Below are 3,505 nucleotides of genomic sequence, written 5' to 3' on the forward strand. Positions count from 1 at the left end.
GGAGTCCTCCTTGATCAGCGTGTTCGACCTGTTCCGCGTCGGCATCGGACCGTCCAGTTCCCACACGGTGGCACCGATGCGCGCCGCCCACCACTTCGTCCGGGAGCTCGACCGGGCGGGCGTGCTGGCCGAGGTCGCGACCATCGACGTCGAGCTGTACGGCTCGCTGGCCGCCACCGGTGTCGGCCACGGCACCGACAAGGCCGTCCTGCTCGGGCTCGCCGGCGAGCGGCCGGAGACGGTCGACGTCGCCACCGCCGACGAGCGCTTCCGTCTGATCACGGCCGAGCGCCGGGTCCGGCTGCCCGGCTCGCAGACCGTCGGGTTCGACCTGGTCCTCCATCACCGCTTCCTGCCGGACGCCCATCCCAATGCCCTGACCTTCACGGCCCTGGACCGGGACGATGTCGTCCTGGGCACCCGGACCTTCTACTCCATCGGCGGCGGCTTCCTGCTCCACGAGGCCCTCGGCGCTCCGCACGAGGTGCCCCGTCCCTTCACCGACGCCAAGCAGCTCATCGACCTGGCCGGGAGCGGGCGGATCAGCGACCTGATGCTGGCCAACGAGAGCGTCCGGCGACCCGAGGCCGAGGTCCGCGCCGGGCTTCTGCAGCTGTGGCAGGTCATGCGCGACTGTGTCGACCGCGGCTGCCGGACGGACGGCACGCTGCCGGGCGGCCTGAACGTCGCGCGCCGCGCCCCGGCACTGCACCGCCGACTCCGGCAGCAGGGCGGTCCCGGGGATCCGCTGCGCGCCATGGACTGGGTCGCGCTCTACGCGCTCGCGGTCAACGAGGAGAACGCCGCCGGCGGGCGGGTCGTCACGGCACCCACCAACGGCGCTGCGGGCGTGCTGCCCGCCGTCCTGCACTACTACCACCGGTTCGTCCCCGGCGCCGACGACGACGGCACCGTGCGCTTCCTGCTCACCGCCGCCGCCATCGGCATCATCGTCAAGCGCAACGCCTCCGTCTCCGGCGCCGAGGTCGGCTGCCAGGGAGAGGTCGGCACCGCCGCCGCCATGGCCGCCGCCGGTCTGACCGAACTCCTGGGCGGCACCCCCGGCCAGGTGGAGAACGCCGCGGAGATCGCCCTGGAACACCACCTCGGCCTGACCTGCGACCCCGTCGCCGGACTCGTCCAGATCCCCTGCATCGAACGCAACGCCATCGGCAGCCTCAAGGCCATCGCCGCAGCCCGCCTCGCCCTCAACGGCGACGGACGGCACCTCGTCCCCCTCGACGCCGTCATCCGCGCCATGCGCGACACCGGAGCCGACATGAGCACCAAGTACAAGGAGACCGCGCTCGGTGGCCTCGCCGTCAACTTCCCCCAGTGCTGAGCACGGTGTCGGCACCGGCTCGGCGGGACTCCCCCGCGGCTACGCGGCGGCGCGGTGGAGCGGTGACCCGGCGGGCCGGGGTCGGTCAGCGGGAGCCCTCGTGGCCGGGGGTTCTCGCCGGTGCTTCCGGTCCGCCGGTCGTGCGGTCGTGGGATTCCGGCGGTCCGGCGAGGGCGCGGGCCCGGTGTGCGGTGGGGGTGGTGCCGTAGGCCTCGCGGAAGGCCCGGGTGAAGGTGGTGTGGTTCGCGAAGCCCCAGCGGGCGGCGATCGCCTGGACGGGGCGGTGCCTCAGACCGGGGCGGGCGAGGTCCGCGTGGCAGCGTTCCAGGCGTCGGCGGCGGATGGTGCCCGCGACGCCGGCGGGGCGGTCGCGGAAGAGGGTGTAGAGGGTGCGGAGCGAGATGTTGTGGCGGTCGGCGATCCGTCGGGGCGTCAGGTCGGGATCGGCGAGGTTGTGTTCGATGAAGGCGTCGATCCGTCGGAGCATGGCCTGGGCACGGGTCTCGGGCGGTGGGTCCTCGGCGGCTCCCCGGTGCCGGGCCAGACAGGCGGTGGCGAGGTCGAGGGCGATCGCTCCGGTCCGGGCCAGTTCGGCGGGCTGGCAGTTCGTGCCGTGGTCGACGAGGGTGCGCAGGAAGCCCGCGGCGATCCGCTCGATCCGGTCGGACCGCAGCGGCGGGCGGGTGCGCTCGTCCATCGAACCTCCTGTTCATCACGGGAACGGCGGGAGTGCGGGGCCGGGACCGCCTCCTCGGCGGTATCGCGCCGAGGAGGCGGGGAGGCCGGCGCCCGGGCCTGTCGTCCTGTCAGGGCATCGTTGCGCCGGCGTTGCGGATCAGCCGACCGAGCACCTTCAGCGTGGTGACGTAGTCGGCGTCGTCGATGCCCTCGTGGAGGGCGGCGCGGATCGCGGGGGCGTTGCGCGCCAGGTCGACGCGGGCCTGCTCCCCCTCGGCGGTGAGCCACAGCCGGTCGTCGGTGTCCCGCCGCAGCCAGCCGCGCTCGACGAGCACCGCGGACTCCGCCGCCAGGTCGTCCTCGGGCCGGATGTAGGAGCTCATGGCCTCCCGCAGCCCGTCCAGGGTCATCCCCTCGCCGTCGGGCGAGAGGTCGGTCGCCGACAGGTTGCGCAGCAGCCAGAACTGCGGCTGGGTGTAGCCCTTCTCGGCCTGCCGGGCCCGCGTGAAGGCGATCAGTGCCTCGTGGGCGACGCCGGTCCAGTAGGCGGCGGGCTGCCCGGCGAGTTCGGCATCGGTCATCCGGTGGGTGGTCATGGGACGTTCCCCCTCGTGGTGGGTCGGCTCGGCGTCCGTGCGGGCGGCCGGTCGTCGGCGGGTCGTCAGTCGACCGCGACGGTGTTCTGGGCGGCGCCGATGCGCCAGGTGCCGTCCTCCTTGACCAGGAGGTAGAACGGGCGGCCCTCGGGCCGGTCGGCGATCCGGGTCCCGTCGTGGCGCACCGGCTGCTGGCGCACGTTCACCGCGGCGACGTCGGGGCGCAGGAACAGCACGCGTTCGACGTCGTAGACCGCGGTGGACTCGGCCGCCGCGCCGGGCAGGACCTTGCGGGTGAAGGCCGCGATCTCCTCGAAGCCCGACAGGCGCTTGCCGTGGCCGGTGGTCCACACCGGGTCCTGGCGGCGGAAGACGCTCAGGAACCGGTCGACCAGCTCGTTGTGCTGGGCGTGCTCGACCTCGGCCACCAGGTGGCGGATCGCCGCGACCTCGGCGTCGGTCTGCGGCCCGGGGGGAGCGCCGAACACCTCGACGGGGCGGTAGGAGCCGGCGACCAGCTCGGTCACCACGCCCGGCCGCTGCGGGCGCCAGCCCAGCACCGCACGGGCGGCGGCGCCGCTGACGCTCTGGTCGAGGGCGAGCGCGTCCGCGAACAGCGGGCCGAAGACCTCGGCGGCCTGCGCCACCGGCACCGGGTGCGGGGCGGCGAGCACGCCGGCCGCGCGGCCGGCGGCCCGGGCCACCTCCCGGACCGGGACGGCCGACTCGCCCACCCCGTGCCACAGGGTGCCGGCCTCGGCCCGCTCGACGGCGGCCACGAACAGGTCGGCCAGGTCGTCCACGTGGACGGTCGGCCAGCGCACCCCCTCCTCGCCGTAGTACTCGGGCACCCCCTGCGCACGGGCCCGGTCGACCAGGATCGCCGGGA

General features: G+C 74.5%; 4 protein-coding genes. 1 reads left to right on the forward strand and 3 read right to left on the reverse strand.

All coding sequences use genetic code 11. The annotated features are described in order from the left end of the window. Positions 1-10: 10 nt before the first annotated feature. Complete coding sequence (locus tag MCM47_RS39530) at positions 11-1,342, forward strand: L-serine ammonia-lyase (RefSeq protein ID WP_238951634.1); 1,332 nt, start codon at positions 11-13, stop codon at positions 1,340-1,342. 85 nt (positions 1,343-1,427) lie between these two features. On the opposite strand, the gene MCM47_RS39535 is transcribed toward MCM47_RS39530, so the two are convergent. The 3 genes from MCM47_RS39535 to MCM47_RS39545 all read right to left on the reverse strand — a co-directional run. Then, a complete protein-coding gene (locus MCM47_RS39535) occupies positions 1,428-2,039 on the reverse strand; it encodes a helix-turn-helix domain-containing protein (RefSeq protein ID WP_238951635.1) in 612 nt (203 codons plus the stop codon). Positions 2,040-2,148: 109 nt separating this feature from the next. After that, positions 2,149-2,616, reverse strand: a complete 468-nt coding sequence (locus MCM47_RS39540) for a MarR family transcriptional regulator (RefSeq protein WP_238951636.1) — start codon at positions 2,614-2,616, stop codon at positions 2,149-2,151. Between the two features lie 65 nt (positions 2,617-2,681). Further along, positions 2,682-3,505: SgcJ/EcaC family oxidoreductase (locus MCM47_RS39545; protein ID WP_238951696.1), on the reverse strand; the 824-nt coding region annotated here is incomplete at its 5' end.

The sequence above is a fragment of the Kitasatospora sp. A2-31 genome, from assembly GCF_022288725.1.
Lineage (GTDB): Bacteria > Actinomycetota > Actinomycetes > Streptomycetales > Streptomycetaceae > Kitasatospora.

Bases quoted from the DNA above. Each gene is read 5' to 3' on its own strand.
- MCM47_RS39535 (WP_238951635.1), bottom strand. From the start codon at position 2,039: ATGGACGAGCGCACCCGCCCGCCGCTGCGGTCCGACCGGATCGAGCGG.
- MCM47_RS39540 (WP_238951636.1), bottom strand. From the start codon at position 2,616: ATGACCACCCACCGGATGACCGATGCCGAACTCGCCGGGCAGCCCGCC.